Genomic DNA, 24535 nt, shown 5'->3' with positions numbered 1-24535 from the left:
TCAGCCCGCGGGCAGCGCGGCCAGTCGCGCGTTGATCCGGTCGATATCGGCGGCGGCGGTATCCCTGCGCACGCGGATCTTGTCCACCACCTCGGCGGGCGCCTTGTCCAAGAAGGACTGGTTACCGAGCTTGCCCTCGGTCTGCTTGAGCTCTTTCTCCGCCGCGGCCAGGTCCTTGCGCAGCCGCTTGCGCTCGGCCGTCACGTCAACGGCGCCGGAGAGGTCCAGCTCCACCCCGACCAGGCCGCCGGACAGCGCGACCTCCAGCGACGCGCTCGCGGTGAAGGACTCCCCTGGTTCGGTCAACCGCACCAGCGACCTGATCGCGTCCTCGTGCCCGCCCAGCGCGGCGAACCCGGCGCCGGACAGTCGCGCCGACACCCGCTGGCCCGGCTTCAGCCCCTGATCGGCCCGGAACCGCCGGATCTCGGTGACCAGCTTCTGCAGGTCGGTGATCCGCGCGGAGGCGTCCTGGTCGGTGAAGCGGGCGAAGCCCTCCTTCTCCCCCGGCCATGGTGCGATCGCCACCGACTCGCCGCCGGTGAGCGCGGTCCACAGCTTCTCGGTGATGAACGGCACGATCGGGTGCAGCAGGCGCAGCACCGTGTCCAGCGCGTGGCCGAGCACCAGCCGGGTGCTCCCGGCATGCTCGCCAGCGAGCTGCACCTTGGCCAGCTCCAGGTACCAGTCGCAGAGCTCGTCCCAGGTGAAGTGGTACAGCGCGTTGGTCGCCTTGGCGAACTGGAACTGCTCCAGCAGCGTGTCCACCTCGGACACCACGGCGTCCAACCTGCCGAGGATCCAGCGGTCAGCCTCGGTCAGCGCACCCGGCTCCGGCAGTGGGCCTGCCACGTTCGCCCCGTTCAGCAACGCGAACCTGGTGGCGTTCCACAGCTTGGTGCAGAAGTTGCGGGCACCGGCCGCCCACTCCTCGGCCAGCGCCATATCGGCGCCGGGGTTGGCGCCGCGCGCCAGGGTGAACCGGGTGGCGTCGGCGCCGTAGTCGTTCATCCAGTCCAGCGGGTCGATCACGTTGCCCCGGGACTTGGACATCTTCTTGCCGTCGGCGTCCCGGATCAGGCCGTGCAGGTAGACATGTTCGAACGGCTGGATCCCGTCCAGGGCGTACAGGCCGAACATCATCATCCTGGCGACCCAGAAGAACAGGATGTCGTAGCCGGTGGACAGCACGCTGGTCGGATAGAACTTCGCCAGGTCCGCGGTGGCGTCCGGCCACCCCAGCGTGGAGAACGGCCACAGCCCGGAGGAGAACCAGGTGTCCAGCACGTCCGGATCCTGGTGCCAGCCTTCCCCGGTGGGCGGTTCCTCGTCCGGGCCGAGGCAGACGGTCTCACCGTCCGGGCCGTACCAGACCGGAATCCGGTGCCCCCACCACAGCTGGCGGGAAATGGTCCAGTCGTGCATGTTGTCGACCCACTCGAAGTAGCGCTTGGCCAGCTCCGGCGGGTGGATCTGGGTCCGGCCGTCGCGCACGGCGTCCCCGGCCGCGCGGGCCAGCGGCTCCACCCTGACCCACCACTGCAGGGACAGCCGCGGCTCGACCACCGTGTCGCAGCGGGAGCAGTGCCCGACCGCGTGCAGGTACGGGCGCTTCTCCGTGACGATCCGGCCCTGCTCGCGCAGCGCCGCGACCACCGCGGGCCTTGCCTCGAACCGGTCCAGCCCCTCGAACGGGCCGGGGGCGGTGATCACCCCGCGCTCGTCCATGATCGTCAGCGGCGGCAGGTCCCTGCGCTGGCCGATCTCGAAGTCGTTCGGGTCATGCGCCGGGGTCACCTTGACCGCACCGGTGCCGAACTCGGGGTCCACGTGCTCGTCGGCCACCACCGGGATCCTCCGCCCGGTCAGCGGCAGCTCGACCTCGGTGCCCACCAGGTGCGCGTAACGCTCGTCCTCCGGGTGCACCGCGACGCCGGTGTCGCCGAGCATGGTCTCGGCCCTGGTGGTGGCGACCACGATGGCGTCATCTCCCTCGCCGTAGCGAATGGAGACCAGCTCACCCTCGTCCTCGGAGTGCTCCACCTCGATGTCGGACAGCGCCGTGTGGCAGCGCGGGCACCAGTTGATGATGCGCTCGGCCTGGTAGATCAGGCCGTCGTCGTACAGCTTCTTGAAGACTGTCTGCACCGAGCGGGACAGGTTGGTGTCCATGGTGAAGCGCTCGCGGGTCCAGTCCACCCCGTCGCCGAGCCTGCGCATCTGGTCCAGGATCTTGCCGCCGTACTCGGCCTTCCACTCCCAGACGCGCTCGACGAACCGCTCCCGGCCGAGATCGTGCCGGGAGACACCCTCACCGGCGAGTTCGCGTTCCACCACGTTCTGGGTGGCGATGCCCGCGTGGTCCATCCCGGGCAGCCAGAGCACCTCGTAGCCCTGCATCCGGCGCCGCCTGGTCATCGCGTCCATCAGGGTATGGTTCAGCGCGTGCCCCATGTGCAGGCTGCCGGTGACGTTCGGCGGGGGCAGCACGATGGTGAACGGCGGCTTGTCCGAGTTCGCGTCCGCCGTGAAGTAACCGGCGTCTACCCAGCGCTGGTAGATGGCGGCCTCTTCGTCGGCCGGGTTCCAGGCAGTGGGCAGGTCGGTGTGCTGGGGCGCGTTCTCCGTCACAGCTAGCCAGTCTACGAAGCGGCCCTGGCGTGCGGAGCGCGCCCCCGGAGGAGCACCATGAGTTCGTGACACGTAAGGCACCACGTCGGGACGTCGACGAGAACCAGGTCGAGACGAGTACCCCGAAGGACTGGGCGGCCGGGATCACCGGGGTGACGGTCTCGCTGGCCCGCGGACTGGAACAGATGGGGGCCGGCCGCACGGTCCGCACGCTGCGGCTGCTCAACCAGCGGGATGGCTTCGACTGCCCCGGCTGCGCCTGGCCGGAACCGCGCGAGGCCGATGGCCAGCGGCGCAAGCTCGCCGAGTTCTGCGAGAACGGCGCCAAGGCTGTCGCCGAGGAGGCCACCCGGCGCCGGGTCGGTGCCGAGTTCTTCGCCCGGCACCCGGTGGCGGAGCTGGCCGAGCGCACCGACTACTGGCTGGGCCAGCAGGGGCGGCTGACCGAGCCGATGGTGCTGCGCGAGGGGGCGACGCACTACGAGCCGATCTCCTGGGACGAGGCTTTCGCGCTCACCGCGAGCACCCTGCGTGGCCTGGACGACCCGAACGAGGCGATCTTCTACACCTCAGGGCGGACCAGCAACGAAGCCGCGTTCCTGTACCAGTTGCTGGTGCGGTCCTTCGGCACGAACAACCTGCCGGACTGCTCGAACATGTGCCACGAGTCCTCCGGTGCCGCGCTCGCCGCCACCACCGGCATCGGCAAGGGGTCGGTGAGCCTCGCCGACTTCCACCAGGCGGACCTGATCGTGGTCGTCGGGCAGAACCCGGGCACCAACCACCCGCGGATGCTCTCCGCGCTGGAGGAGGCCAAGGCCGCGGGCGCGCGGATCGTGGCGGTGAACCCGCTGCCCGAGGCGGGCCTGATGCGGTTCAAGAACCCGCAGAACGTGCGCGGGGTCGCTGGTAAGGGGACGCCGCTTGCCGATGAGTTCGCGCAGATCAAGCTGGGCGGCGACCTGGCGTTCTTCCAGGCGCTCGGGCACTTGCTGCTGGCCTGGGAGCGGGCCGCGCCCGGCACGGTGCTGGACCGTGCCTTCGTCGAGGGCTCCACGCACGGGTTCGAGGAGTACGCCGAGCGGGTCGGCGGGCTGGACTGGGCGGAGGTGGACGAGGCCACCGGGCTGGACCGGGAGCAGATCGTCCGGATCGCGCGCATGCTGGCCGACTCGCAGCGCACGATCTACTGCTGGGCGATGGGCCTGACCCAGCACAAGCACGCGGTGGCCACGATCACCGAAATCGTCAACGTGGCGTTGCTACGCGGCATGATCGGCAAGCCGGGCGCGGGACTGTGCCCGGTGCGCGGGCACTCCAACGTGCAGGGCGACCGCACCATGGGTGTCTGGGAGAAGATGCCGGAGAGTTTCCTCGGCGCGCTGGAGCGGGAGTTCGATATCCCGGTCCCCCGTGCGCACGGCTGGGACACGGTGGACGCCATCCGGGCCATGCGGGACGGCCGCGGAAAGGTTTTCTTCGCGGTCGGCGGCAATTTCGCGGCCGCGACCCCGGATTCGGAACTGACCGAGCGCGCGCTGCGTTCGTGCGAGCTGACGGTGCACGTGTCGACGAAGTTGAACCGCTCGCATGTGGTGCCCGGCCGGACCGCCCTGATCCTGCCGACGCTCGGCCGGACCGAGCGCGACACCCAGGCCGGCGGGGAGCAGTTCGTGACGGTGGAGGACTCGATGTCGGTGGTGCATGCTTCCCGCGGCCGCCTTCACCCAGCCGATGACAAGCTGCTGTCCGAGGTCGCGATCATCTGCCGGTTGGCAAAGGCTCTGTTCGGCGCGGATCATCCGGTGCCCTGGCAGGAGTTCGAGGGTGACTACGACCTGATCCGGGAACGGATCGGCCGGGTCGTGCCGGGCTGCGCAGGCTACAACGCCCGGGTGCGTGAGCCGGACGGGTTCGTGCTGCCGCACGCGCCCCGCGACTCGCGGGAGTTCACCGGAACCCGCACCGGCAAGGCCGAGTTCACGGCCAACGAGCTGGAGTTCCCCAAGGTAGGCACCGGCAGGCTGTTGCTGCAGACCCTGCGCAGCCACGACCAGTACAACACCACGATCTACGGGCTCTCAGACCGCTACCGCGGGGTGGAGGACGGCAGGCGGGTGGTGTTCGTGCACCCGCAGGATCTGGCCGAACTCGGCTTCGCCGACGGCGAGCTGGTCGACCTGGTTTCCGAGTGGAGCGACCGGGAGCGGCGCGCGCCCCGGTTCCGGGCGGTGGCCTACCCGTGCGCCCGGGGCTGCGCCGCCGCCTACTTCCCCGAGGCCAACGCGCTGGTGGCGCTGGACTCGGTGGCCAAGACCTCGAACACGCCGGTGTCGAAGTCGATCGTGGTACGGCTGGAGCCGACCAGCTGAAGGTCAGGTCGTCGCGGCGAAGATGGTGGGGACGAACAGTGCCACCATGACCGCCGCGGTGATCTCCTCCACGACCTTGCCCATGGCGTCGGACACCCAGTTGCCCTCGGCGATTTTCTTGGCCCGGTCGTCAACCAGTTTCGGGTCCTCCGTCTGCACTGCCCTGCTCGCCGACTTCGTGGCACTGAGCAGGGAGATGAGCGCGACCTCCCGCTCGCCAGGATCCTCGCCGTCGACCAGCACCCGCCGCAGACCGGCCCGGATCTCGTCCTCGTGTGCGGAGTCCTCGGCCGGCCAACGCGTGGTCGGAAAGATCCCCAGGATCCGGCCCCGCTCGCGGCGGAGGATGTCCCGGTCGGCCAGCCCGGTGAGTAACCGGGTGGACAGCTGGTCACTGGCGAGCACGCTGATGGCCTGCTGTGGCTTCCGCCCCTCGGCTTGGCCGAGCTTGTCCAGCGCGTCGTCCAACACGGGCTGCCCGGTCGGTGTGCTGTCCCGCAGGATCAGTCTTCCCTCCTGCGCCTGTTCTCCTTCGCCCGCAACGGCGACCCTGTCCTGCATCGCCAGCTCGATCAGCAGCGCACCGGCCAGCAGATGCTCGAGGTTGGTCACCCCGCGTGCGGGCTCACCGGTGTCGTCTTCGAACACCAGGAGCAACAGGTCCTCCGCGATCAACATGTCTGGGAGGGTAATAGCCGAACCCCCTTCGCGTACCCAAAACGGCCAGTCAGCCGATCGAGGGATTCCCGAGGCGCGGCTCAGCTTCCTCAGAAGGGTGGTTTGTCGTTGTCTGGGGTGAGGGGTTCGTGGAGGGGTTCGCGTGGGCTTTGGTGGATGTCCCCGTGGGGTGTGGTGATGGTCGGCACCCCGTCGATCACCTCGTACTTCCACCCCGGCAGGTCCTTCAGATGGTGGTCGCGCTCGCAGTACCCGACCAGCTCCTCCTCCCGGGTGGTGCCGCCCTTGGCCCAGTCGGTGGTGTGGTCGTTCTGGCACTGCTGCGAGGGCCGGTGGCACCCGATCCCCTGACACTCCCGGTCCCGCACCCGCACGAACTCATCCAGCGCCGCCGGCGGCCGATACCGCGTACGCCCCAGATCGGTCGGATGCCCCGTGGCCGGGTCGGTCAACAACCGCCGCCACACACTGTCCGGATGCGTAGCCAGCTCCCGCGCCAACGCCGCCGGGATATGCCCATGCCCGGCCACGTACCCCGGCTGCTCATCCAGCCCCAGCAGGGAGCTGGCGGCGAAGTACAGGTACACCTCCGTCCGCGGCGCCCGGATCTCACCCTGTTCCCGCAGGGTGAGGTCGGCGAACACGTCCGCCCGCAGTTGTTCCAACGTGCGGCTGTCGCCTTCTTTCCGCATCCGTCGGGCGGCCCGGTCGCAGCGTGCGTAGATCGCCGTGGCCACCTCCGTCGGGAGGTCGGCCATGAGGCTGGACACCCCATCGTCTTGGTGCACCAGTTCCAGGGATCGTTGTGCCCGCCGGGCCCGGGTGCGCCGCGCCACCCCGTCCGGGTCCACGGCCAGCACCTGGTAGCGCACCGACCGCCGCAGGCTGGTGCGGTCTTTACGCTCCAGTTTGTCGCCCATCCGCTCATCCACCTCGCGGGCCTGGTGGTCGGTGAGGACCGCGGTGGGTTCCACCACCGCTTTCACCTTCTCCTGATCAATCCGGCCCTCCCGGAACGCGGCGAGGGTGTTCGGCAACCGGGTGAGGTGCTGCCCCAGTGCCAGGGCTTCCTCCACCCGGTGCCGGGTCCAGTAGAGGCGCCCGGCGATCTCGGTCACCAGCGACATCCGCTCGTCCCCGTCGTGGGCGAGGTCGGCCACCAGCAGCACCCGCCGCGCCTCCAGCCGGGCGATGGCGCGTTCGTTGGCCTCCAAAGCGTCGAGTGTGGTGAGTGCGTCTTCTGCGGGATCCGTGTGCGGATCAGAACTGTGTCTGTCCATACCCACAATTGTATCGACGGGACCGACAAGAATTCCCCGTGTGAATGTGTACCCGCCGGTATTCACTCGAATGCGTGTTCGACACAGAATGCATGCCAGGCCGGGCCCGAGGTGCCCGTTCCGTGGGGTGCTGGCGCTAGCAACCAGCCCTGCTAGTGGTGATGCGTGCAGCGCCAGTGCCCCACGGCGCGCCGGAGGCGTGCCTGAAACCCAACCACAACCACCCCCACCACCCACGCGAACAGCAAACTCGCCATCGTGAGCGGCCAACACGATGCGCGGGAACGGCCAAAGCATGCGCGCGGACAGCCAAAGCGTGCGCGGGAACGGCAAACACACGCGCGTGGAGAGCAAACACGCCGGGGTTAGGGGGTGACCCAGAATATGGCCCTGGCCGCCTGGGCGTACAAACCCTTGGGGTGACCACGGAACAGCGGCTCGGTACCGAACAGCACGGTGCGCGCGCCATTGTCGGCGGTTCCGGAAACCACCGCCGCCGATCCGGCCGCCTGCCGCGGACCACGACCCTCGTCCGTGCCGCGCCAGTGCCCGGCGACCAGCGGGTTCCCCTCCGCATACCGTTGTTCGGCACGCACCCCGGCATCGAGATCGGTGAACCAGTACGGGGAATATACAAAGGAGTGTTCCGGTGAGCCGGAGCCGACCGGGCCGGTGGAATCGGCCATGGCGACGACCCCGTTGGCGCTGCCGTTTCCGGCGACCGCCCGCACCCCGAGCAGACCGGCGGCCTCGTTGAAAGCCACCCCGGTACTTCCCCTGGCCACCACGCCACCGCCCGCGGCGAGGAAACCGTCCACTTCGGCCTTACCCTGCTCGTTCAACCGGCTGTGATCCAAGCCGGCCGAGACGAACAGCGTGTCCACCCCGTCCAGGTCGAAACCCTCGTTCAAAGCCTGGGTGGACACCGGATGTACCTGGAAACCCAGCTCACGCAGCACCGCGAGCTCGTCGGCCGCCACCGCGGCGGCGAGCACCGGCTTGCGCAGCAACGGGCCCCGCTCCCCAGCGGATGCTCCCCGGAAACGGACCCCGAACTCCTCGGCGACCTCATGCGCGGCGGCCCGGGCCGCCGCCGGGACGATCACCGTGTCCTCGGCACCGTGATACGCCTCGATTCCCTTCCCCAGCAAGGAGTTCAGCGCCCGTACGTCAGCGCCATCGGTCATCTTCAGCATGAGGTCCTGGCCAGGGTGCGCGTCGATCCCGCCGGTCGCGGCCGCGGCCGTCACCGGTTTCGTCCACACGTGCGGCGCCTCGTGCCGCGACACGTCCACCGACGCGCCCCACAGCAGCCGGTGGCTCCAGCCGGAGATGTCGTACATCCTCGGCACGTCCGCGGAGATGTCCTTGCCGGCACCGAGCATCACGTTGGCGAGCCCGCGCTTGGGCTGGTGCATGTCCACAAGGTACGAACCTGCCGGATAACGCTTGCCTGCCAACCGGAAGTCCCGTTGCGCACGCTCGACCCTGACATCGTTGGCCACCAGGTGGTCCACCAGCCGGGCAGCCGCCGGGGCGGAGCGTTGCCCGCGGCCCACCGGGATGACATAGGTGCGCGGGAACTCCACCGAGTACCGGTCCTCCGGCCCGAAGCCCGGCACGAAACCGTCCGGGATCTCCGGCTGCGGCTCACCAGCCCATCCGCGGCGGAACTGCTCGATCTGGTCGGCGATCAGCTCGCGGCGGTTGGTCTCGGCGTACTCGATCCCGGCCCGGATGGTCGCCGCGGCCACGTCGGTGTTGATACCCGACCGGCGCCGCAGCTCCGCCACCGGCAGTTCCTCGTAGGCACTCCGGTTCACCCGCAACGGAATCTCCACGGTATGCCCGACAGCGCCCTGGTAGATCGCGTACATCGGGGTGAAGATCGGCGGCCAGTCGTCCCAGTCGCCGGGGGCGTAGTCGCGGAACGGGATGTCCGCCCGCGCCGTCTCCGGATGGCCGAGCTCGCCGATCGCCTTCTCCATGCCGAGCGCGTTGGCATAGGCATGCTTGATGTACAGGTCGTACTCGTAGTTCTGGCCGTGCGGCGGGGTGCCCGGTTCGATCAGGGTGGTACCGGTGTAGCCGTGCTCGTCCAGCATCACCAGCGGCTGGGTGCGGATCGCCACGTCCCGGACGGCCCTGGACTCCGGCTGGGTCCCGGTGATGTGGTCCCGGTTGAGGTCGAACCCGGCCGCGTTCGTCCTGGTTCCGGCCACCCGGCCGTCCGGGTTGTTGGTGACGGTGAAGTAGATCCGGGCCCGCTGCAGCAGCCGCCTTGTCCCGGGATCCGGTGCGGTGGCCAGGTCCTCGATCACGCGCAGCGCACCGTCGGTGCCCTCCCACTCGTCCCCGTGGATGTTCCCGTTGATCCAGACCGGCGCCTTGTAGGCCTGCCGCAGCCATGGGCTGCGCGCGGCGAGCCGTGGGTGGTCCTCGATGAGCTCACGCCAGTACCGCTGCAGCCGGGTCTCGAACGGCCGCTCGGGCGCGGTCACCGTCACCAGGTAGATGTCCCTGCCGAGGGTGGACTGCCCGATCACCTCGGCCGACACCCGCTCGCTGCGTGCCTGCAACTCGTTCAGCTTCGGCGCGATCGCGTGGTACGGGGTCAGCCCGAGCTTGATCGACTTGTCGGTGGAATCCTCAGGGAACACTCGCAGCTCGGTCTGCCGGGGATAGCCGCGCCAGTCACCGTGGCGCCTGCTCTCCCCCGCCGCCGCGGCCAGCGCGCGCGGCCCGGGGCCGGTGGCGGCGACCGCGTTGCGTTCCGGCCCGTTGCCAGGATCACGTCGTGCGGGGTCGGCGGACTGATCGCCATCGGCTCGCACCGGCAGCGCGAGCGCGGGCAGGACCAGCAGCAATGCCAGGAACAGCAGCAGGTGGCGAACCGGACGGATGGACACCCCAGACCTCCCTCAGCCGGCAGAAGTCCGACAAGTGTTTCGTCCTGCTAAGGAGTTGGCAAGGGGTGTCCCGGATTCAGCCGCCGAACAGCTGGATCGCCTTGCGTACCAGCTCGGCGAGGCCGTATCCGAACGGTAGCCCCACCCAGCACCAGGCCAGGACCATCAGCGCCGGCCTGCGCGTCGCCCGCTCGCTCGTCATGATGCCTCCCGCACGGCCGGTTCGCCCTGCTGCTGCCCCGGCACTGGTTCATGGTGTTTCGGATGGACCGGCCGCACCAGCTCGTTGGCCAGGAACGCCACCACGAGCAAGGCGATCATCACGTAGAAGGAGGTGGCGTACAACGCGGGGCCGCTGCGGCCCTCGGCGGCACGGGCGTCCGCGATGGCGTTCACGATCAACGGACCCAGCACCCCGGCCGTGGACCAGGCAGTGAGCAGCCTGCCGTGGATGGCGCCGACCTGGTAGGTGCCGAAGAGATCCTTCAGGTACGCCGGGATGGTCGCGAACCCACCGCCGTAGAACGACAGGATCACCAGCGCGCTGGCGATCACCACCAGTTTCGAGGAGTTGCCGGTGAGCGCGATCGTCAGGTACAGCAGCGCGCCCACACCCAGGTAGATCCGGTAGATGTTCTTGCGCCCCACCAGGTCCGATGTGGAGGACCAGACGAAGCGGCCGAGCATGTTGGTCAGCGACAGCAACGCGACGAAGCCCGCGGCGGCCGCGGCCCCGACCGGGGCACTGGTACCGGCGAAGAAGTCGGTGATCATCGGCGCGGCCTTCTCCAGGATGCCGATACCGGCGGTCACGTTGAAGCACAGCACGATCCACAAGCACCAGAACTGCGGGGTGCGGATCGCGTTGGAGGCGGACACGCTGGCCGTGGTGATCATGGACTTTCCGGTGTGCTGCCGAGGCTGCCAGCCCGCGGGCCGCCAGCCCTCCGGAGGCACCCGGACCAGCAGCACACCGGCCGACATGAACACCGCGTACACCACCCCGTGCATGGCGAAGCTGGCCGCGATGCCCCCGGTCGTGCTGCCGAAGGAGCTGAGCATCTGGCTGGACCAGGGCGATGCGATCAGCGCGCCGCCGCCGAAGCCCATGATGGCGATCCCGGTCGCCATGCCCGGCCGGTCCGGGAACCACTTGATCAGGGTGGAGACGGGTGAGATGTACCCGATGCCGAGGCCCACGCCGCCGATGAAGCCGTAACCGAGTACCACCAGCCAGTACTGCGCGGTCGCCGCGCCGAGGGCGGAGACGAGGAAACCGGAGGAGAAGCAGGTCATCGCGACGAACATCGCCCAGCGCGGCCCCCTGCGCTCCACCAGCGTGCCGCCGAAGGCCGCGGACAGTCCGAGCATCACGATGGCCACCGTGAACGGCAGCGCGCTCTGGGTACCGGAAAGGCCCAGGGAGTCCTCCAGCGGCGGCTTGAACACGCTCCAGGCGTAGACCTGGCCGATCGCGAGGTGAACCGAGAGCGCGGCGGGCGGGATCAGCCAGCGGCTCCAGCCCGCCGGGGCCACGCTGCGCGACCGGTCCAGGAAACTGACGGCCATCGGGCACCTCCGTACGCTGGAAGGGTCCAAGAAAATCTTGGATACACTGACGGTGCAGGATATTGTCTACACCATACGGATGGACAGTCGGTACCGGACAGAATTCGGGACAGATCTCCAACGTTTCAGGGCAGGGTGAGCTGCGATGGGCCGGGTAACCGTACGCCGACCGGTGCGGATGCTGTCCGCCTCCGGGCAACGGCGCCGCCCGGACGCACTGGCCGCGGAGGAACCGCTGGAGCTACGGGTCGGTGGGCGGTCCCTCGCGGTCACCATGCGCACCCCCGGTAACGACGTGGAACTGGCACACGGGTTCCTGCTGTCCGAGGGCGTGCTGGGCGACCGGGAGGACGTCGCCACCGCCCGGTACTGCGACTCGGTGGACGACACCGGCCGCAACACCTACAACGTGCTGGACCTGGCGCTGGCCGCCGGGGTGGCACCGCCGGAACTGGGGGTCGAGCGCAACTTCTACACCACCTCTTCCTGCGGGGTGTGCGGCAAGGCCGCACTGGACGCGGTCCGGCTGAAGACCCGGTTCAGCCCCGCGGGCGCGCCCTTCCCGGTCACCACGAGCATGCTGGCAGCACTGCCGGACGCACTGCGCGAGCGGCAGCGGGTGTTCGCGGCCACCGGTGGCCTGCACGCCGCCGCGCTGTTCGCCGCGGACGGGTCACTGCTGGCCGTACGGGAGGACGTTGGCAGGCACAACGCCGTGGACAAGGTGCTCGGCTGGGCCCTGCTGGAGGGCAGGGTTCCACTGGCCGATACGGGCCTGCTGGTCTCCGGGCGGGCCTCCTTCGAGCTGGTGCAGAAGGCCGCCATGGCGGGGGTGCCATTGCTGGCCGCGGTGTCCGCGCCCTCCTCACTGGCCGTGGAACTCGCCGAGGAGAACGGGATGACCCTGGTCGGCTTCCTGCGCGGCGACACGATGAACCTCTACACCGGGGAGCACCGGCTGACCGATCTCGCCTGAACGGGCAAGGGGCGGCAGGCGGGGGAATTTCCGCCTAGACTGGCGAGCAGGAACCAGCCGGTTGGCACGGGGTGCGCAAGCGGGGCGGTGACCATGCGAACGGGAACGGAGCAGGACTCGCCGGGCGACAGACCCGGCCGGCGGCACAGCAGGCGGTCGGTGGTGATCGCGGGTGCCTCCGGACTCGCCGTGGCCGGATTGGCGTTCGGGGCAGGCACCGGGAAGGTGCCGTTCAGCCCGGCGCTGCATCGTTCGCTCGGCGCGACCTCCGCATCCGCCCGCCGGATCGGCGCCAGCCGGGTCGAGCGGGTGTTCTCCGCCGCCCGGGGGCGCACAATCGACCTGGTCACCATCCTGCCCACCAAGGCGCATCCCCCTGGCCTGCCCATGTGCGTGCTGCTGCACGGCCTGCACGGCAGCGCCCGCACGGCCGATCCGACCGGCCTGGTCGAGCAACTCGGCAACGACGTCGCCCGCGGCGCGGTGCCGCCGTTCGGGTTCGTCGCGGTGGACGGCGGAAACCACTACTGGCACGAGCATCTGCCCGGCGACGATCCGATGGCGATGCTGCTGGAGGAACTGCCCGGTTGGCTTCGGGAGCGTGGCCTCGGTGATCCGGAGGGAACGCCCTTCGCCTGCGCCGGGATGTCCATGGGCGGGTTCGGCGCACTACTGTACGCGCGCAGGCGGGCCGAGCGCGGCCGCCCACCCGCCGCGGTCGGCACCCTGGCACCCGCGCTGATCACCTCCTGGTCGGAAATGCGCAAACGGGCCGCCTTCCGGGATGCCGCCGCCTGGGCCGCGCTGGACCCGCTGCGTAATCTCGCTGCCATCCGGGGCATCCCCACCGCCGTGTGGTGCGGGACCGAGGACAAGTTCATCACCGGCGTGCGCCGGTTCATCGCCAGGGCCGACCCCGTGCTCGCCTACACCGCCCGGGGCAGGCACGGGGACACGTTCAACCGCACGGTGGTGCACAGCCTGGTGGGCTTCCTCGGCAGGCACGTGCCCGCTCAGCGGGTCCCGCCCGACCACAGATAGGCCCGGATCGTGGTGCCGTCCTCGCCCACATAGGTGCGCACCAGGTCGGCCACCTGGTTCACCATGAGCAGTCCCCGGCCGCCGACCTGCCGGGGCGGCACCGGCCTGCGCCCGGCGAGCGGATCCCCGATCCGGCCGCCGTCACTGGCCTCGCAGACCACCTGCCCGTGTTCCCGCCACAGCCGCAGTACGCCCCCACCGGTGCCGTGCACGACACTGTTCGCGCTCAGTTCGGCCACCGCGAGCGCCAGGTCGTCCAGCCGGTCCGGCGCCAGGCCGAGCCGCTGGGCGTGGTCCATGGCGAAGTGCCGGACCGCACTCAGCCCACCGGCCTCGAACCGCAGGGTCACCGCGTCCGGGGCGGCGGGCAGCGGCTGGTTGCAGACCGCCAGCACGCGTTCCGGCGCGTAGCTGTGGCTGGGCCGGTACCCGGCGGAGTCGACCAGCAGCGGATGGGTCGCGCGCGCGTCGGCGAGCACGGAGGTGGTCAGCCGCGCGCTGTCGTAGGGGCACAGGATGGTCGCCGCCCGGTCCCGGAAGGCCAGGTTGATCAGGGCCTCGTGCTGCAGGCAGGCGGGGTACTCCTGCGCGGTACGGCCCGGCCAGATCGGCTCGCCGATGATCCGGACCCGGCCCGCGTGCTCGTTGGCGAAGGCCAGCAGCACCCCCGGCAGAATCCGGCCCGGATTGCGGCCGGCCTCGGTCATGTCGATGAACCTGACGGAGCCCGCCAGCGCACCCAGGTCCGCGGCGATGAGCTCGAGGTTCGAAGGCGGGGCAGCCACCGCGACCGGCTCGTCCTCGGCCAGACCGTCGAGCACGAACGGTACGGTCCCGGCCAGGTACTCCTCCGCGTCGCGGTAGAATAGTGCGGGATGGCGCAACGGCGTGTGGTGCATGCGCCCGGTCACCTCGGCATTCTTTCCGATCGAGGTCGCGCGGGAGTTACCCGCGGCCGCCACGGAGCAAACCTGGCTCGGCGGAAATTCTCGTCGTCCGACTTTACCGGGCGTGCGAGGTAAGAACAGGGGATCAGCCCAGCCAGCGCCCGACGGCTCCGATCAGCCAGAAGCCCACCGCGAGCGCGGCGGCCAGCACGCCGGTCCAGGCCAGGCGCGGCTTGCGGGCGGTGGCGCGCCGCACCCGCCACTGGGCGTACCCGGCCAGTCCGAGCAGGGGTAGCGGCAACAGCGGGAGCGGGGACAGCCGGGTGAGCGAAGCGACCAGGCATACCGTGACCAGCACCCCGATGGCCACGGCGACCACCCGGTGCAGCACCGGGTAGCGCAGCCACAGCACGGTCACCAGCCGCTGCGCCAGCTCACCGATGCCACGAACCTCCGGCTGCTGCGCGCCCACCTAGCGACACCTCACGGGCGGGACGATCAGGCGGATTTCTCGCCCCGCTCGCCACGCTGCCTACGGGAGGGCTGCCGCGACACGATGGTCGGGTTGACGTTCTCCCGCACGGTCTGCTCGGTGATCACGACCTTGGCGACGTCGTCCCGGCTCGGGATGTCGTACATCACCGGCTGGAGGACCTCCTCCATGATCGCCCGCAGGCCGCGGGCGCCGGTGCCGCGCAGCACGGCCTGGTCGGCGATGGCCTCCAGCGCGGTCTTGGTGAACTCGAGCTCGACGTTGTCGAGTTCGAACAGCTTCTTGTACTGCTTGACCAGCGCGTTGCGCGGCTCGGTGAGGATGCGCACCAGCGAGGCCTTGTCCAGGTTCGTCACGCTGGCCACCACCGGCAGCCTGCCGATGAACTCCGGGATCAGGCCGAACTTGATCAGGTCCTCCGGCATGGTCTCGCCGAAGACGTCGCTCTCCTCGATCTCGGACTTGGTCCGGATCTCCGAGCCGAACCCGAGGCCTCGCTTGCCGACCCGCTCGTTGACGATCTTCTCCAGTCCGGCGAACGCCCCCGCCACGATGAACAGCACGTTCGTGGTGTCGATCTGGATGAACTCCTGGTGCGGATGCTTGCGCCCGCCCTGCGGCGGCACGCTGGCAGTGGTGCCCTCCAGGATCTTCAGCAACGCCTGCTGCACACCTTCGCCGGACACGTCCCTGGTGATCGAGGGGTTCTCCGACTTGCGCGCGATCTTGTCGACCTCGTCGATGTAGATGATCCCGGTCTCGGCCCGCTTGACGTCGTAGTCGGCCGCCTGGATCAGCTTCAGCAGGATGTTCTCGACATCCTCGCCGACATAGCCCGCCTCGGTGAGCGCGGTGGCGTCCGCGATCGCGAACGGCACGTTCAGCATCTTGGCCAGGGTCTGCGCGAGGTAGGTCTTGCCGCAGCCGGTCGGGCCGAGCATCAGGATGTTCGACTTGGCCAGCTCGACGGCCTCCTCCTTGGAGTCCTTGGGGCCGGCTTTGTCGTCGGACTGGATCCGCTTGTAGTGGTTGTAGACGGCGACGGCGAGGGTCCGCTTCGCGTCGTCTTGACCGATTATGTACTGCTCGAGGAAGTCGCGGATCTCGGCGGGTTTGGGGAGTTCGTCCAGCTTGACGTCCCCGGCCTCGGCCAGTTCCTCCTCGATGATCTCGTTGCACAGATCGATGCACTCATCGCAGATGTACACGCCTGGTCCGGCAATGAGCTTCTTCACCTGTTTCTGGCTCTTTCCGCAGAAAGAGCACTTGAGCAGGTCCCCGCCGTCGCCGATCCGTGCCATGACCGTTGACCTCGTCCCCTCCGGTGCGCCAGCACCTGACTGTCTCAGCTGTCCCCGCCGAAGCGAGGGTCACGCGCATTGCCACTGACGGTACCCGCCCGGCGCCTCCAACGGGAGCACCGATGGTCACCGAGGCGTGCCGGGGCAGACCCTAAACCAGAAAGCCGGTGCGTGTCCCTCGACAACACACCGGCTCCCGGCTTTTCGCCGACCTCAGTCCTGCGCCGAGGCCTTGCGGTAGGGCAGCACCTCGTCGATCAGGCCGTACTCCTTGGCCTCCTCGGCGGTGAGGATCTTGTCCCGCTCGATATCGGCCTTGACCTCTTCCTCCGAGCGGTTGGTGTGGCGGGCCAGGGTGCTCTCCATGACGCGCCGCACCCGCTGGATCTCGTTGGCCTGGATCTCCAGATCGGAGACCTGGCCGTAGGTGCCCTCGGTGGCCGGCTGGTGGATCAGCACCCGCGCGTGCGGCAGGGCCATCCGCTTGCCGGGGGTGCCCGCGGCAAGTAGCACGGCCGCCGCCGAGGCCGCCTGGCCGAGGCACACCGTGGCGATGTCCGGACGCACGTACTGCATGGTGTCGTAGATGGCCATCAGCGCGGTGAACGAACCGCCGGGCGAGTTGATGTAGATCATGATGTCCCGGTCGGGATCCTCGTGCTCGAGGTGCAGCAGCTGGGCCATCACGTCGTTCGCCGACGCGTCGTCCACCTGCACGCCGAGCATGATCTGCCGCTCCTCGTACAGCTTGTTGTACGGGTTCGACTCCTTGACGCCGTAGCTGGTGCGCTCGACGTAGGAGGGCAGCACGTAGCGGGACTGGGGAAGGTGAAGCTCGCTCATGTAAGTCTCCTCGTGGACGCGGGGGTACCCGGTCAGCTCGCCGAGTTGGACTGCGGGGTGCCCCGCGTCAGGACCTGGTCGACGAAGCCGTAGTCCCTGGCCTCTTCGGCGGTGAACCACCGGTCCCGGTCACCGTCTTGAATGATCTGCTCGACGGTCTGCCCCGTCTGCTCGGCCGTGATCCTGGCCAGCTCGTGCTTCCACTTGCCGAACACCTCGGCCTGGATCGCGATGTCCGAGGCGGTACCGCCCACACCGGCCGAGGGCTGGTGCATGAGGATCCGCGCGTGCGGCAGTGAGTACCGCTTGCCTGGGGTGCCGGAGGAGAGCAGGAACTGCCCCATCGACGCGGCGAGACCCATCGCGTAGGTCGCCACATCCGGCTGGATCAGCTGCATGGTGTCGTAGATGGCGAAACCCGCCGTGACCGAGCCGCCCGGGGAGTTGATGTAGAAGGTGATGTCCGACTCGGGGTCCTCCGCCTGCAACAGCAACAGCTGCGCGGTGATCCGGTTGGCGACCTCGTCGTTGACCTCGGAGCCGAGCACGACGATGCGCTCCTGGAGCAGCCGCTCGTACACCGAGTCAGTCAGGTTGAGCCCCGCGGTGCTGATCCGCCCCTCGGGCATGTGCTGCGTCACTTGTGCCTGCCTTTTCGCCGCTGTGGGCCCCGGCGAGCGGGACCCACTGTAGTCAGTTCTTGCGGTTCCCTGAATCTTGTAACCGACCCTAACGAACGAGGGCGGCGCAGAATGCCTGACACCGCCCTAGTTCGCTCAGAGCATTACTGATCCGTCGCCGCGTTCGCCTTCTCGGTGGCCTGGGTCTCCCCGTCCTCACCCGAAGGGGTCGAATCGTCCTCCGGCTTGCCGAAGAACTCGTCCAGGTCGACCTCGGCGCCGGAGGCGTCGGTCACCGTGACCTCGCGGACCACCGAGGCCAGTGCCTTGCCCCGGCGCACGTCGGCGTAGATCGCGCCGAGCTGGCCGGACTGCTGGGCCCGCTGGACGTACTCGTCCGGGCTGATGCCGTAGCGCTGGGCCTGGTAGATGATCCGCTCGGTCAGCTCGGAGTCGTCCACGTTGACCTGCTGCTGGTCCGCAATGGTGTCCAGCAGCAGCTGGGTGGCCACCGCCTTCTCCGACTCCGTGCGGACCTCGGCGTTGAACTCATCGAGGGACCTGCCCTCCGCCTCGAGCGACTTGGCGAAGGCGTCCTCATCGTGGTCGAACTGGTGCACCGCGTCGTGCTTGCGGTTCTCCACCTCGCCCTCGACGACGTTCTCCGGCAGCGGCACCTCGGTGGACTCCAGCAGCGCCTCGAGCACCTTGTCCCGCGCCTGCACGCCCTGCTGCATCCGCTTCATCCGGGTCAGCCGCTGGCGCAGGTCGTCCTTCAGCTCGTCCAGCGTGTCGAACTCGCTGGCCAGCTGGGCGAACTCGTCGTCGGCCTCGGGCAGCTCGCGCTGCTTGATCGACTGGACGGTCACCGCGACCTCGGCGTCCCGGCCCGCGTAGTCGCCGGCCACCAGTTTGGTGGTGAAGGTCTTGGTCTCACCCTCCTCGGCGCCGACCAGGGCCTCGTCGATACCGTCCACCAGCTGGCCGGAGCCGATCTCGTAGGAAAGGCCGGAGGTGGAGGCGTCCGGCACCTCCTCGCCGTCGACCGTGGCGGAGAGGTCGATGGAGACGAAGTCGCCGTTCTGCGCGGGCCGCTGCACCCCGGTGAGGGTGCCGAACCGGGCACGCAGCTCGTCGAGCTGCTCGTCGACCTCTTCCTCCTTCAGCTCGATGTCGTCCACGCTCACCGAAAGCCCGCTCAGGTCCGGCAGGGTGATGTCCGGGCGGACGTCCACCTCGGCGGTGAACTCCAGCACGTCCTTGTCCTCGAGCTTGGTGACCTCGAACTCCGGGCGGCCGAGCGTGCGGACCTCACCGGCCTGCACGGCCTCGAGGTACTTCGCCGGGATGGCTTCGTTCACGACCTCGTCGAGCACCGGGGCGCGGCCGATCCGGCTCTCCAGCACCCGCGCCGGAGCCTTACCGGGACGGAAGCCGGGGATACGCACCTGCTGGGCGATCTTGCGGTAGGCGCGGTCGAAGTTTGGTTTGAGCTCGTCGAACGGCACCTCGACATTGATCTTTACGCGCGTCGGGCTGAGCTGCTCGACGGTGCTCTTCAACGTTGTCTCCTCGAGCTGTAACAGTGTTGTCTTCGTTGTCTTCGGGATGATGGTGGGAGTGGTCCCAGGTCAGGTCCGTAGCCGGACTGCCCGAGTCTAAGACAAGCTGTGCACCTCACTTGCCGGTGGGGCCGCTCGGCAGCCCAGGCACCAGTCCACCTGGCCGCGCGCCGTCAGGGCTTGCGCGCCGCCCCGACGAAACAGCAGCTCTCGCTCGGGTTGTCCGCCCACTCGGAGGCGACCTCGGAGTCGATATCGTCAAGGTGCCACTCGGGTACCCAGACGACGCCCGGATCGACCGGCTCCCATCCTTCGAAGAAGGCGCTGAACTGGTCCCTGGTGCGGAATCCGATCGGGGTGTTGGCCCGCTTGTACTGTTCCTCCGCGACGGCGGCCTCGGCCGCACGGTCGGCAGGGACATCGTGGTTGGTGGCGTGCGAGGCGACCAGGTACGAACCCCGCGGCAGCAGGTCCTTGTACCTGGCAACGGCCTCTTCCGCGCCCTCGCCGGGCGGCATGAAGTGCAGTACGGCGACTATCAGCATGGCGATCGGCTCGTCCGGGTCGAGCACCCCGGTGCCCATCGCCTGTTCCCAGAGGTCCTCCACGTTCAGCAGGTCGGCGTTGAGCATCGCGTGCCGCTTGGGATCGCCGTGCCTCTCCAGCAGCACCCGCCCATGTGCCACCGCGACCGGCTCGTTGTCCACGTAGACACACCGGCTGTTCGGATCGAGCTCGTCGGCGACCTCGTGCACGTTGCGAACGGTGGGTACGCCCGAGCCGATGTCCAGGAACTGCCGGACACCTTGGGCCATGCAGTACCGCACGGCCCGGCGCAGGAACTCGCGGTTGGCCCGGACCACCTTCTGTAGTGAAGGCATCACCTGTAGTACTTGCTTACCGAACTCCCGATCCACGGCCCAGTTGGTGGTACCGCCGAGGTACCAGTCGTAGGTGCGCGCGGCGTTCGGTTTTTCCAGATCGACGCCCTTCGGCACATAAGCCGATTCGGTGCCTTCGCTCACCAGTCGCTCCGAGGGTCAGTGGCTACCGTACCGGCTCACCCTAGCGTCAACCCCGCCCCGGGCGGCGGGGCATGGCGAGATTCGGGTCAGAAGTGCCGCATGAGTTCCGGGAAACGGCTCAGCCGCAGCACCCGCTCGTCGCTGGGGTCGAGCTCGCTCTGCTCGAGCGACCAGGTGTGCGCGTTGGGGATGAACACGGCGTTCATCCCCGCCCGGCGCGCCGGAATGACGTCCGACTTCGGCGAATTGCCGATCATCCAGGTCCGGGAGGGGGTGAATCCGTATGCGTCCACCAGTCGCTGATACGTGTCCACGTTCTTTTCCGGGACGATATGAATACTCTCGAAATGGTGCCCCAAATCGGAGGCTTCCAGTTTGCGCCGCTGCTCCTCGACATCACCCTTGGTGAGCAGCAGCATTTTGTGCCTTCCGCCGAGATTGTCCAGCGTCTCCGACACCCCGGGCAGCAACTCCACCCGGTGGTCCACCAGGGCGGCGGCAAGCTCGTTGATCTCGCGCTGTTCCTCGAAGGTCGTCGGCCGCTCGTGCAGCCGCTCGAAGCACTCCCCCAGGCTGCGCAGGAACATCGAGCTCCCGTATCCGTGGGTGACGGCGTTGGCCGCCTCGATGTCGTCGAGCACGGCGCGGATCTCGGCGCGGTCGAGTGTGGGATGCGCAAGCCAGTCCAGGAAATCGGCGATGACCCGCTCGAACCGGATATTGTTCTCCCAGAGTGTATCGTCCGCGTCGAAAATCAGGACCTGCTTCTTGCGCATCACGCCGGCACCGCCATTGTCAAGATCACCCGTTGTCGGTGTCATGCTAGTCACTCACCGTCCACCGCGCGACCGGATACTGGACTGGCGTAATCGTGTTACCGGGGGAATCTGGAGGACAGTCCGATGAGTTCATCGCCCGACGTACGGCTCGCCACCGAGGCGGATGTGCCGCGGGCCGTAGCCACGCTGGGCCGCGCATTCGACGAACTCGCATTCACCCGGCACATCATCGCCGCCGACCGGCACGCCGAGCGGCTCCACGAGTTCCAGGAGCTTCTCGTCCGGCTCGGCCTCCGGCACGGCAGGGTCTGGGTCGGCGCGGAGGGTGCCGCCGTCGCGGTCTGGACCACACCGGAGACCGCGAACGCCGAGGCCGCGTTCGCCGATCTCGGTCCCCGCTTCGCCGCGATCGCGGGCGACCGGGCACCGGCCCAGGCGAACGCGGAGGCTGTGATGGAGCCGCACCGGCCGAAGGAACCGGCCTGGTTCCTGGCCAGCACCGGGGTGGAACCCGGGCAGCAGGGCCGCGGGCTGGGCACGGCGGTGCTCCGGCCCGGTCTCGAGGAGGCCGACCGGGTGGGGGTACCGGCGTTCCTGGAAACCTCCGTGCAGCGCAACCTCGGCTTCTACCGGCGTCTCGGGTTCGAGGTCACCGCCGAGTACCCGCTACCCGACGACGGGCCGCTCACCTGGTCGATGCTGCGCAGGCCGCAACGCTGAGCGGAAGGCCGGTGGTGGCCTCCGGCATGGAGGCCACCACCGTCTGTCGGGGTGACAGGATTTGAACCTGCGACCCTTCGCTCCCAAAGCGAATGCGCTACCAAGCTGCGCCACACCCCGGTCCACCACGCCTGAGGGCGGTGTGCGATCACCTTACCGTGCCCCGCTACACTGTCCGCGAACACGGTCCGCAAGGACTTCAGCGGGTGTAGCTCAATGGTAGAGCTCCAGTCTTCCAAACTGGCGACGCGGGTTCGATTCCCGTCACCCGCTCCAGCACAAGGCCACCTCAGGGCACGGCGGTGAACACCTCGTAGCTGTGCCCGTCCGGGTCGCGGACGTACACTCCGCGGCCGCCGCCGAGCCGGTTGATCCGGCGGTCCCAGCCGTGTTCCGGGCCCGAGCCGTAGTCGATGCCCGGATGGGCCTCCAGGCGCTCCAGCACGGCGTCGAAGGTCTCCTCGTCGACCAGGAAGGCGTAGTGCCCGGGCTGCACCCCGTGCCGGTCGTCGAAATCCAGCGTGAGGTCCTCGTTGACCCGTACCGGGACGAACGGCCCCGCCGGGGCGCCGACGCGGAGGCCGAGCAGGTCGGCGAAGAAGGTCGCCGCGGCGGCCTTGTCCGTCGCGGGCACGATGGTGTGGTTCAGCAGTATGGGCATGGCGGCTCCCGTGAGACGTATGCGATACGCACGCAATATACATGCGTATCGCATACAATGGCAACCATGGATACTGGTGAACCGATGAACGGCGGACCGGCCCTGTTCCGCCTGGTCCGCTTCTGGTCCCGGCGCTGGGTCAACCGCGCCACCGAGGAACTGCCCGGCGAGCTACGTCAGGTGCAGCACATCCAGGCCGTCGAGGCGGTGCACGCGGCCGACGGCGGGGCACGGGAGGCGACCGTGAGCACGGTGGCGCACCAGCTCGGACTGGACCACTCGGGGGCGAGCCGGATCGTGCGGGACGCGACGGCGGCCGGCTACCTGCTGCGCGCGGAGTCCGAACAGGACCGTCGGCGGGCGGTGCTGCTGCTGACCCCGCGGGGCGAGCAACTGCTCGCCGACTCGCATCGGTGGCAGCGGCGGGTGTTCACCGAACTCACCGCGAGCTGGAGTGAACGGGACCGGGAGCAGTTCGCGGCATACCTGCGCCGGCTGGCAGGCGAACTCGGCGTGTAGCGGCCCGCTCAGGACGAACGGTGGCGGCGCCTGCGGTCGAGGGCGTAGCTGATCCAGAACGTGGCCGCGCTGAACAGCATCAGCCCGCCGAACACCCAGAACACCCAGCTCGGCTCCGCGACCATCGCCACCACCACGAACATCGCGATCCCCAGCACGGTCAGCATCGCGATCGCCCTGACCTGGCGGGGCGTATGTACCCCCTGCCTTCGCTCGGCCGGATTGCTCATGCGCCCGATCCTGCCATCGCGGCGCCGGTCAGCCCGTGCCCACCTGCCGCGCAGTCGCCATCGCCCGCTCGACCTCCCAGAACGCGCGCATCGACCGGATCAGCCCGTCCTCACCCACCCGGTAGACGAACACGCCGTCGGTGTCCACCCGGTAGCCACCGGGCAGGAAGGTGGTGATGGTTCCGACGTTGGCGACCTCGTCCCCCGCCGCGTGCGAGTCGCGGATCACGAACTCGAACCGTTCCACGTTGGCGATGGTCATGTCCCAGAACGCCCCGATCGCCTCGTGACCGTGATGCCCCTTGCCCTCGGGATCGAAGCCGGACACACCGACCGGATCCTCCACCACGGCATCCGCGGCGAACAACGCGAGCCACTCCTGCTTTGCCCCGCCGGTCACCGCCCGCATCGAGCGCCAGGCGGCCTGCCGCGCGGCGGGCTGGTCCGCCTCGGGATCCCAGGGCACGGTCACGGCCATCTGCTGCCTCCCAGGTCAGAAACTCGTGATGATCTCGTCGGCGAACTTCTTGATCGAATCCTTCTTCTTGCCGATATCCGCGTCGAAGCCGAGCCCCTCGAACACCCAGGGCATGGTGATGATGTCGGTGACCCCGATCTCCGCCTGCTGCCGGTAGCCGTCCACCCCGAACCGGTCGATGCACACGGCCTGGATCTCGAACGGCTCCCCGTCCCGGCCGAACTCGCCGCGCAGCTGCCGCAGCCGCTGGATGGTGGCGTCCAGGTCGTCGAACTTCATCATCGCCGAGGACCATCCGTCCCCCACCCGCGCGGCCCGGCGTAACGCCGCCTCGGTGTGCCCGCCGACGTAGAACGGCACCCTGGCCCGCGGGGCCGGGCTCATCCGGAGCTTGCCGAAGTCGAAGAAGCGGCCGTGGTACTCGACCATGCCGCCGCCGAGGATCAGCCGCAGCACCTCGATCGCCTCGTCCACCCGTTTGCCCCGGTGCTCGTAAGGTGCCCCGCACCAGGCGAACTCCTCCGGCGACCAGCCGACGCCGAGGCCGAGCCCGAACCGGTCGCCGGTGAGCGCGGCCACCGAGCCGACCTGGCGGGCGAGCAGCACCGGGTTGCGCGAGCCCAGCTTCAGCACCGAGGTGTAGAACCGGATCGTGCTCGTCACCGCACCCATCGACGCGGCCGCGATCAACGGATCGACCCAGGGTGTCTCCTCGTCCCAGAACCTGTTTCCATCCGGGGTATAGGGGTAGTCGGCGGTCACCGTCTCCGAGTAGAAGAGCGAGTCCGGGAGCGCGATCGCCGCGAATCCGCATTCCTCGGCCGTGACCGCCAGTTCTGCCAGTTGGTCCAGCGGGCTCATCGCCACCGACAACGTGAACTTCATGCCACCATCCCTGCCGTGCCGCACGGGTCGGTCAAAATGTAACATGTTCTAGTTTTCCGGACCAGTGCGCACCGGG

General features: G+C 68.8%; 23 protein-coding genes and 2 tRNA genes. 6 read left to right on the top strand and 19 right to left on the bottom strand.

The features are described 5' to 3' along the window. Nucleotides 1-2631, bottom strand: coding sequence for a valine--tRNA ligase (locus KOI47_RS12580; protein WP_216216150.1), 2631 nt, complete (start codon nt 2629-2631; stop codon nt 1-3). Nucleotides 2632-2696: 65 nt separating this feature from the next. Here KOI47_RS12580 and KOI47_RS12575 point away from each other — a divergent pair, with 65 nt between their 5' ends. Then, entirely contained in the window at nt 2697-5003 is a 2307-nt protein-coding gene (locus KOI47_RS12575) for an FdhF/YdeP family oxidoreductase (RefSeq protein ID WP_216216149.1), read from the top strand. Nucleotides 5004-5006: 3 nt separating this feature from the next. Here the strand turns inward: KOI47_RS12575 and KOI47_RS12570 are convergent, their stop codons facing one another. The 5 genes from KOI47_RS12570 to KOI47_RS12555 form a co-directional block, all read right to left on the bottom strand. After that, the gene (locus KOI47_RS12570; RefSeq protein ID WP_216216148.1) at nt 5007-5681 is read right to left on the bottom strand and encodes a GOLPH3/VPS74 family protein; all 675 of its coding nucleotides are present in this window, start codon (nt 5679-5681) and stop codon (nt 5007-5009) included. An 89-nt stretch (nt 5682-5770) separates the two neighbouring features. Next, nucleotides 5771-6961: a DUF222 domain-containing protein gene (locus tag KOI47_RS12565; protein ID WP_216216147.1), complete on the bottom strand. Its 1191-nt coding sequence runs from the start codon at nt 6959-6961 to the stop codon at nt 5771-5773. Nucleotides 6962-7326: 365 nt separating this feature from the next. Continuing rightward, nucleotides 7327-9870, bottom strand: a complete 2544-nt coding sequence (locus KOI47_RS12560) for a M14 family zinc carboxypeptidase (protein WP_232376705.1) — start codon at nt 9868-9870, stop codon at nt 7327-7329. Between the two features lie 76 nt (nt 9871-9946). Further along, the gene (locus KOI47_RS36140) at nt 9947-10072 is read right to left on the bottom strand and encodes an MFS transporter small subunit (protein ID WP_269756703.1); all 126 of its coding nucleotides are present in this window, start codon (nt 10070-10072) and stop codon (nt 9947-9949) included. Next, nucleotides 10069-11439: an L-lactate MFS transporter gene (locus KOI47_RS12555; RefSeq protein ID WP_216216146.1), complete on the bottom strand. Its 1371-nt coding sequence runs from the start codon at nt 11437-11439 to the stop codon at nt 10069-10071. The genes KOI47_RS36140 and KOI47_RS12555 overlap by 4 nt, the downstream gene beginning before the upstream one ends. A 145-nt stretch (nt 11440-11584) precedes the next feature. Here KOI47_RS12555 and fdhD point away from each other — a divergent pair, with 145 nt between their 5' ends. Both fdhD and KOI47_RS12545 read left to right on the top strand, forming a co-directional pair. Then, nucleotides 11585-12415 carry a formate dehydrogenase accessory sulfurtransferase FdhD gene (gene fdhD / locus KOI47_RS12550; protein WP_216216145.1) on the top strand — a complete coding sequence of 277 codons (831 nt, stop codon included), beginning with the start codon at nt 11585-11587 and terminating at the stop codon, nt 12413-12415. A gap of 93 nt (nt 12416-12508) precedes the next feature. Beyond that, nucleotides 12509-13456 carry an alpha/beta hydrolase gene (locus tag KOI47_RS12545; protein ID WP_216216144.1) on the top strand — a complete coding sequence of 316 codons (948 nt, stop codon included), beginning with the start codon at nt 12509-12511 and terminating at the stop codon, nt 13454-13456. On the opposite strand, the gene KOI47_RS12540 is transcribed toward KOI47_RS12545, so the two are convergent. From KOI47_RS12540 to KOI47_RS12505, 8 genes are all read right to left on the bottom strand, one after another. Further along, nucleotides 13429-14355, bottom strand: coding sequence for a sensor histidine kinase (locus KOI47_RS12540; protein ID WP_216217267.1), 927 nt, complete (start codon nt 14353-14355; stop codon nt 13429-13431). The genes KOI47_RS12545 and KOI47_RS12540 overlap by 28 nt on opposite strands. Before the next feature lie 133 nt (nt 14356-14488). Then, nucleotides 14489-14815 (bottom strand): hypothetical protein, encoded by a 327-nt coding sequence (locus KOI47_RS12535; protein WP_216216143.1) that lies wholly within the window; start codon nt 14813-14815, stop codon nt 14489-14491. Nucleotides 14816-14841: 26 nt separating this feature from the next. Continuing rightward, nucleotides 14842-16137 (bottom strand): ATP-dependent Clp protease ATP-binding subunit ClpX, encoded by a 1296-nt coding sequence (clpX, locus tag KOI47_RS12530; protein WP_216216142.1) that lies wholly within the window; start codon nt 16135-16137, stop codon nt 14842-14844. Between the two features lie 213 nt (nt 16138-16350). Continuing rightward, nucleotides 16351-16980, bottom strand: coding sequence for an ATP-dependent Clp protease proteolytic subunit (locus KOI47_RS12525; protein ID WP_216216141.1), 630 nt, complete (start codon nt 16978-16980; stop codon nt 16351-16353). Nucleotides 16981-17012: 32 nt separating this feature from the next. Beyond that, on the bottom strand, nt 17013-17621 hold the full coding sequence (locus KOI47_RS12520) for a ClpP family protease (protein ID WP_216216140.1): 609 nt from the start codon (nt 17619-17621) through the stop codon (nt 17013-17015). Nucleotides 17622-17764: 143 nt separating this feature from the next. Further along, a complete protein-coding gene (gene tig / locus KOI47_RS12515) occupies nt 17765-19162 on the bottom strand; it encodes a trigger factor (protein WP_216216139.1) in 1398 nt (465 codons plus the stop codon). Nucleotides 19163-19335: 173 nt separating this feature from the next. Next, nucleotides 19336-20187: an SAM-dependent methyltransferase gene (locus KOI47_RS12510; RefSeq protein ID WP_216216138.1), complete on the bottom strand. Its 852-nt coding sequence runs from the start codon at nt 20185-20187 to the stop codon at nt 19336-19338. Between the two features lie 86 nt (nt 20188-20273). Next, the gene (locus tag KOI47_RS12505; protein ID WP_216216137.1) at nt 20274-20963 is read right to left on the bottom strand and encodes an HAD family hydrolase; all 690 of its coding nucleotides are present in this window, start codon (nt 20961-20963) and stop codon (nt 20274-20276) included. A 126-nt stretch (nt 20964-21089) separates the two neighbouring features. Between KOI47_RS12505 and KOI47_RS12500 the strand changes: the two genes are divergently transcribed. Further along, nucleotides 21090-21686 (top strand): GNAT family N-acetyltransferase, encoded by a 597-nt coding sequence (locus tag KOI47_RS12500; RefSeq protein WP_216216136.1) that lies wholly within the window; start codon nt 21090-21092, stop codon nt 21684-21686. A 46-nt stretch (nt 21687-21732) separates the two neighbouring features. Here the strand turns inward: KOI47_RS12500 and KOI47_RS12495 are convergent. After that, nucleotides 21733-21806 (bottom strand) — tRNA-Pro (locus tag KOI47_RS12495). Between the two features lie 82 nt (nt 21807-21888). Here KOI47_RS12495 and KOI47_RS12490 point away from each other — a divergent pair. Beyond that, a tRNA-Gly gene (locus KOI47_RS12490) sits at nt 21889-21962 on the top strand. Between the two features lie 13 nt (nt 21963-21975). Here the strand turns inward: KOI47_RS12490 and KOI47_RS12485 are convergent. Continuing rightward, nucleotides 21976-22347 carry a VOC family protein gene (locus KOI47_RS12485; RefSeq protein WP_216216135.1) on the bottom strand — a complete coding sequence of 124 codons (372 nt, stop codon included), beginning with the start codon at nt 22345-22347 and terminating at the stop codon, nt 21976-21978. Nucleotides 22348-22413: 66 nt separating this feature from the next. Here KOI47_RS12485 and KOI47_RS12480 point away from each other — a divergent pair, with 66 nt between their 5' ends. Then, nucleotides 22414-22866, top strand: a complete 453-nt coding sequence (locus KOI47_RS12480) for a MarR family winged helix-turn-helix transcriptional regulator (protein ID WP_232376704.1) — start codon at nt 22414-22416, stop codon at nt 22864-22866. Nucleotides 22867-22874: 8 nt separating this feature from the next. Here the strand turns inward: KOI47_RS12480 and KOI47_RS12475 are convergent, their stop codons facing one another. The 3 genes from KOI47_RS12475 to KOI47_RS12465 are packed head-to-tail and all read right to left on the bottom strand — an operon-like array spanning nt 22875 to nt 24459. Then, on the bottom strand, nt 22875-23096 hold the full coding sequence (locus KOI47_RS12475; protein ID WP_216216134.1) for a hypothetical protein: 222 nt from the start codon (nt 23094-23096) through the stop codon (nt 22875-22877). A 28-nt stretch (nt 23097-23124) separates the two neighbouring features. After that, complete coding sequence (locus KOI47_RS12470) at nt 23125-23574, bottom strand: nuclear transport factor 2 family protein (RefSeq protein WP_216216133.1); 450 nt, start codon at nt 23572-23574, stop codon at nt 23125-23127. A 15-nt stretch (nt 23575-23589) separates the two neighbouring features. Continuing rightward, nucleotides 23590-24459 (bottom strand): TIGR03619 family F420-dependent LLM class oxidoreductase, encoded by an 870-nt coding sequence (locus KOI47_RS12465; protein ID WP_216216132.1) that lies wholly within the window; start codon nt 24457-24459, stop codon nt 23590-23592. Nucleotides 24460-24535: the final 76 nt, after the last annotated feature.

It is taken from the genome of Amycolatopsis aidingensis (assembly GCF_018885265.1).
Classification (GTDB): domain Bacteria; phylum Actinomycetota; class Actinomycetes; order Mycobacteriales; family Pseudonocardiaceae; genus Amycolatopsis; species Amycolatopsis aidingensis.
Note: the sequence above shows the minus strand (reverse complement) of the source record. Positions and strands in the feature narration are given on the sequence as shown.